Consider the following 5,382-nt stretch of genomic DNA (forward strand, 5'->3'; position numbering starts at 1 on the left):
CCCTTCGACCGGATCGAGAGGATGGAGCGCTCGGACGCGAGGGACCACTTCGACGTTCTCACGGCCGCATCCTAGGGGCGCCGCCGTCGCGGTTCCGTCAGGAGCAGGCCCCGGCGAGGAGGCGCGCCAGCTCGGCCGGTTGGGTGAACATCGGCCAGTGACCCGAGTCGAGGTCGACATACTCGAGCCGCTCGACCCGGGCCAGCTCAGGGACGTCGCCGCTGCCGATCCACTCCTTGGCCTGGGCGGGCGAGAACTCGGGGCACACGAGGACGACGGGGACGGTGAACCTGCGGTCGTCGGTGTAGTGGACCCGGCCCTTGGTGACGCCCTCGGGGACGGCGATGGCGCGCTCCGCCATCGTCGCCTTCGTCTCGGCGTCGAGGTCCGCCGAGTCGGCGCCCTCGAACGGCTCCCACCCCGGGAACGGCATGACGCCCTCCGTCGTGGGGAAGAAGTCGGCGTAGGCCTCGCCCTCCGACGACGGGAACCCGCCGATGAGCGACACGGTGCGCACCCGGTCCGGTCGACGGTCGGCGGCGAGCCAGGCGAGGGTGCAGGCAGCCGAGTGGCCGACGACGAGCGGGGGCTCGGCGGCGGCGTCCACCGCAGCGAGGACGGCCTGCACCTGGTCCTCGAGGGTCGCCTCCCGGTTGCCGTCGCCCTGACCGGGGAGGGTCACCGGGATCGCGTTGTGGCCGAGCGTCTTGAGCTCCGGCACCACTGCATCCCAAGCGGATCCGTCGAGCCAGAGGCCGGCGACGAGCACGATGTCCATGGGTCAGTTCTCCTTCTGTCGGGGTGTGCTGGGTTCGAGCGCGGTGAGGTCGCGCTCGGCGTAGAGGCGGTGGTGCCACTCCTCGTTGAGGACGATGAGGAGACACTGCTTCAGCGGGAACTCCTCCAGCCGGGGCCAGCCCGGCTCCGTCCGGGTGACCGTGGACTCGAGCTGCTCGGGGGTGAGCCGGTCCATGACCTCCCCCACCAAGTCCTGGCGCTGACGACGCAGCTCGAGGACCTCGTCGAGATCCGGGCGGGCGTTGCGGTCCCACGGGATGCCGTCCCACCCCGGGGCCTCGTCCCAGGGCAGGTCGAGGGGGTGCCACGGCGACGGGTCTCCGAGCACCATCCGGCCGACCCACGCGGCGCTCGCGAAGCCGAGGTGGCGCAGGGTCTGGATGAAGCTCCACTCGTCGTCGACGCCCTCGTGCAGCGCCGCGGGAGGGAGGGTGCGCGCGCGCTCGACGGTCTCGCCCCACCGGCGCTCGAGGACCGACCACGCCTGCCGGAACCCGGCCGGGTCGTCCGGGCGCATCAGGGCGCGCTCCGGGTCGCGCCGGTCCAGCTCGGCCTCGATGAGCGGGCCCACGTCGACGCCGTTGATGACGACGTTGTCCAGCTCGGCGTCGATCCGCACGTTGAGCAGCTCGGACCCCCGGAGGCGGACGTCGTGCAGGTCGACCGCGCAGAAGTCGGCACCGCTGAGGTCCACGGACCGGAGCCGCGCCCCGGTGAGGTCGACCCGCTGCAGCGTGGCGCCGTGCAGGTCGACGGACTCGAAGCGGGCGCATCGGAGGCTCTGCTCGACGAACTCGGGCTCCGGTGATTCGGTCATGCGCCGACGATAGGGAGCATTCAGGACGTTCGCCTTCCGGATGCGGCTCAGGGGGCTCCCGGTTCGAGGTATTCGCCGGAAGGATGCGACCGGCGAATACCTCGAACCAGCGGGGGGCGGACTCAGCCGGCGGCGAGGCGGCGGTCGGACAGGGCCCGGAGCAGCGGCACGGCCGCGGCCAGGACGGCCCGCTCGGCCGGGTCGAGCGAGGCGAGGTCTGCGGCCAGGCTGGCGACGTTGTCGCGGCGCAGCTCCTCGATCTCCCGCCGACCCGGGTCGGTGAGGGTCAGCAGCACCGCCCGCGCGTCCTCGGGATCGCGCGACCGGTCGGCCCAGCCGGCCTCGACGAGGATGTCGATCAGCCGACTCATGCTCGCCGGGGTGATCCCCATCCGGGCGGCGAGGTCGCCCGCGCGCAGTCCCGTCTCGGCGTGGGCGAGCGCCGCGAGGGCGGCGAGCCGGGTCGGCGTGATGCCGGACCGGGTCGCGGGTGCGCGCAGGTGGTACGCGAGCCGGTTGACCTCGGCGCGCAGGTCGCCGGCCAGGGCGCGGAGCACCTCGTCCGGCGGTTCCGGCGCGCCGTCGGCGACGGTCGGTCCACCGGGCTGGCCGGTGTCGCCGCGAGGAGTGGTGTCGCCGCGAGGAGCGGTGTCGCCACGACGACCGGCGGCGTCCTGGCCAGCGGCGGGCCCCCGGCGAGCGGGTCGCTCGTTCGCCACGGTTGGCGGTGTCCCGGTCGAGGACGTCATGGGACGCTCCTACCCACCGCGGGGGCCGACGGTTGCGCCACGGCCACCGGCTCGTCCTCGTGGACGTACTTCCCACCGCGCAGCCACGACGCCCCCGCCGCGACGAGGCACGCGGCGATCGCGAACCCGAAGGCGACGACCAGGCCGTCGTGGAACGGCGCCGAGATGAGGGAGGGGAAGAACCCGCGACCCGTCAGGTAGCTCGCGTCGGCCGGTGCCAGCCGGTGCAACTCGGCAGGGCCGAGGAGGGTCCCGATCGGGTTGTAGCCGAGCAGCGACGCGAAGAGGACCGCGACGGGCGGCAGCGCGGCGAGCTGCTGTGCTTGTGCCGTCGAGACGCCGTGCGCGGTGAGGCCGGTCACCATCGCGTGCGGCAGCGCACCGGCGAGGCCCGTGATCATGAGCGAGAAGAAGATGCCGATCGACAGGACCATCGCCGAGTTCTGGAAGGTGGTGCTCATCCCGGCGCCGACGCCGCGGCGGTTGGCCGGCAGCGCGTTCATAATGCCGGCCCGGTTCGGGGAGGCGAACAGGCCCATCCCGAGACCGCTGACGAGCAGCGCCCCGGCGAAGGACAGGTAGCCGAACTGGACCGGGAGCAGGAGCAGCCAGACGAAGCTCGCTGCCGCGATGACCATCCCGCCGGTTGCGAACGGCCGGGCTCCGAAGCGGTCGGAGAGCCAGCCCGAGAGGGGTCCGGCCACGAGGAAGCCGACGGTCATCGGGAGCATGAAGATGCCGGCCCAGAGCGGCGTCTCCTCGAACGAGTACCCGTGCTCCGGCAGCCAGATGCCCTGGAGCCAGATGATGAGGATGAACATCAGGCCGCCGCGGCCCAGCCCGGACAGCAGGCTCGCGAGGTTGCCCGCACTGAAGGCCCGGATCCGGAACAGCTCGAGGTTGAACATCGGGTGCGCGACCCGGGTCTCGATGAAGCAGAACAGCCCGAGCACCACCGCTCCGCCGATGAGGGCGGCGAGGACGGCGGGATTGGTCCAGCCCATGACGTGCTCGCCGTAGGGCTGGATGCCGTAGGTGATCCCGGCGAGGATCGCGATGAGGCCGATCGCGAACGTGGCATTGCCCCACCAGTCCATCCCGGCGTCGTGGCGCACCCCGGTGTCGCGCAGCTTGAGGTAGGCCCAGACGGTGCCGAACAGGCTGACCGGCACGGAGACGAGGAAGACGAGGTGCCACTCCACCGGTGCGAGCACGCCGCCGATGACGAGGCCGATGAACGAGCCCGCGATGCCGGCGACCATGTTGAGCCCGAGCGCGAGGCCGCGCTGGTCCGGCGAGAAGGCATCGGTGATGATGGCGCTCGAGTTCGCCATCAGGAGAGCGCCGCCCACGCCCTGGACGATCCGCATGACGATCAGCCAGAGCGCGCCCGCGTCACCCGTCAGCCAGGTGACGCTGAGCAGCACCGACGACACCGTGAAGATGGCGAAGCCGGCGTTGTACATGCGGACCCGGCCGAACATGTCCCCGAGCCGGCCGAAGCTGACGACGAGGACGGCCGTCACGACGAGATAGCCCATGATCAGCCACAGCAGATAGCTCGAGTTGCCCGCCGCGAGGGGGTTGACGTGCAGACCCCGGAAGATGTCCGGGAGGGCGATGAGCAGGATCGACGAGTTGATCGTCGCGATGAGGACGCCGAGCGTCGTGTTCGACAGGGCGACCCACTTGTAGTGCGTTGCGCGTGGTCCAGACATGTGCTTCGACCGTACGAAGCATTCCTGCGAGCCGCCTGAACGTGGGTTGCGGACGGGTTACGGCCGAGACCCGTCGGGTAGTCCCCATGACCTGCGCACCAGAAGCGCCGGGCCCACCAAGGGCCCGCCCCGACATGAGGAGCACAGATGTCCGACCAGATCAACGACCCGCGGGCCGACACCCCCGCAGCCGGGGCGGAGTACAGCACGGACCCCCTCGGCACCCCGACGACCCCTCCCGGCGGCCCGGCACGCGCTGCTGGGGTGAGCGACACCTCCGGTACGGAGTCCGCAACCGCTGCGGGCCTCGGCGGCCCAGCGGCAGCCAGCGGCACGACATACGTCTCGAGCTCGACGGGTGCGGACGGTTCGCCGGGCGCCGACACGACGGACACGCGTGGCACGTCCGACAAGGTGAAGGCCGGCGCCCAGCAGGTCGGCGACCAGGCGACCCAGAGCGCCCAGGACACCGCCCAGACCGCGAAGCAGGAGGCCAGCCGGGTCGCCTCGACGGCGACCGACGAGATCCGCAAGCTCGCGGACCAGTCGCGCTCCGAGCTGACCGACCAGGCCCGCGCCCAGCAGAGCCGGCTCGCGGGCTCGCTGCGCGACCTCGGCCAGCAGTTCGGACAGATGGCGGACCGGAGCGACTCGTCGAGCATGGCGACCCAGCTGGCCCGCGAGGCCTCCGACCGGGCCCACTCCATCGGGTCGTGGCTCGAGAACCGTGAGCCCGGTGAGGTGATCGACGAGGTGAAGCGCTTCGCCCGCCGCAAGCCCGGCACGTTCCTGGCCGTCGCGGCCGGCGTCGGGTTCCTCTCCGGCCGCCTGACGCGTGGCCTCACCGGCGGGTCGGACTCCGACACGGGGAACGGCTACCGCACGAGCGGCTACTCCGGCGCCTACACCGACCAGTCCGGTGCGCCGAGGCGGTATGAGTCGACGACGTCCTACGACGCGACGTCCGGCACCACGACGACGACCTACGGCACCACCGGCGCCCGCGACACCGAGAGCCGCACCCCGGGCACTGGAGCCGGCACCGCCGGGATGGGCACCGGCACGATGGGCACGGACATGGAGACCGGCCGCAGCGTGACCGGCGGCACCGGCGAGATCTCCGAGGCCTCCAAGCCGAGCGCCGCGAGCGCCCCCGGAGCTCCGCCGGCCGACGCGATGGGCAGCGCCTGGGAGGAGGGCGAACGATGAGCGCCAGCCCCGGTAGTCCCTACTCGGGCGGCGAGCCCTACGAGCCGTCCGACCTGCCGCCCGTGGCCGGCATGCCGGCGACCGGGCCGGC

At 72.3% G+C, this 5,382-nt stretch carries 5 protein-coding genes; 1 reads left to right on the forward strand and 4 read right to left on the reverse strand.

The window, feature by feature from the left end:
* Window positions 1–97: 97 nt before the first annotated feature.
* From N864_RS18790 to N864_RS18805, 4 genes are all read right to left on the reverse strand, one after another.
* Window positions 98–778, reverse strand: coding sequence for an alpha/beta fold hydrolase (locus N864_RS18790; protein ID WP_034720776.1), 681 nt, complete (start codon window positions 776–778; stop codon window positions 98–100).
* Between the two features lie 3 nt (window positions 779–781).
* Window positions 782–1,615 carry a DinB family protein gene (locus tag N864_RS18795; RefSeq protein ID WP_034720779.1) on the reverse strand — a complete coding sequence of 278 codons (834 nt, stop codon included), beginning with the start codon at window positions 1,613–1,615 and terminating at the stop codon, window positions 782–784.
* A 122-nt stretch (window positions 1,616–1,737) separates the two neighbouring features.
* Window positions 1,738–2,364 (reverse strand): MarR family winged helix-turn-helix transcriptional regulator, encoded by a 627-nt coding sequence (locus tag N864_RS18800; protein WP_051518794.1) that lies wholly within the window; start codon window positions 2,362–2,364, stop codon window positions 1,738–1,740.
* Window positions 2,361–4,082: an MFS transporter gene (locus N864_RS18805; RefSeq protein WP_034720781.1), complete on the reverse strand. Its 1,722-nt coding sequence runs from the start codon at window positions 4,080–4,082 to the stop codon at window positions 2,361–2,363. The genes N864_RS18800 and N864_RS18805 overlap by 4 nt, the downstream gene beginning before the upstream one ends.
* Before the next feature lie 147 nt (window positions 4,083–4,229).
* On the opposite strand from N864_RS18805, the gene N864_RS23800 reads away from it, so the two are divergent.
* A complete protein-coding gene (locus N864_RS23800; protein WP_051518795.1) occupies window positions 4,230–5,291 on the forward strand; it encodes a hypothetical protein in 1,062 nt (353 codons plus the stop codon).
* Window positions 5,292–5,382: the final 91 nt, after the last annotated feature.

It is taken from the genome of Intrasporangium chromatireducens Q5-1, from assembly GCF_000576575.1.
GTDB classification, from domain to species: domain Bacteria; phylum Actinomycetota; class Actinomycetes; order Actinomycetales; family Dermatophilaceae; genus Intrasporangium_A; species Intrasporangium_A chromatireducens.

Coding starts and splice junctions, on each gene's coding strand:
- N864_RS18790 (WP_034720776.1), bottom strand. CDS start 778: ATGGACATCGTGCTCGTCGCCGGCCTCTGGCTCGACGGATCCGCTTGG.
- N864_RS18800 (WP_051518794.1), bottom strand. CDS start 2,364: ATGACGTCCTCGACCGGGACACCGCCAACCGTGGCGAACGAGCGACCC.
- N864_RS18795 (WP_034720779.1), bottom strand. CDS start 1,615: ATGACCGAATCACCGGAGCCCGAGTTCGTCGAGCAGAGCCTCCGATGC.
- N864_RS18805 (WP_034720781.1), bottom strand. CDS start 4,082: ATGTCTGGACCACGCGCAACGCACTACAAGTGGGTCGCCCTGTCGAAC.
- N864_RS23800 (WP_051518795.1), top strand. CDS start 4,230: ATGTCCGACCAGATCAACGACCCGCGGGCCGACACCCCCGCAGCCGGG.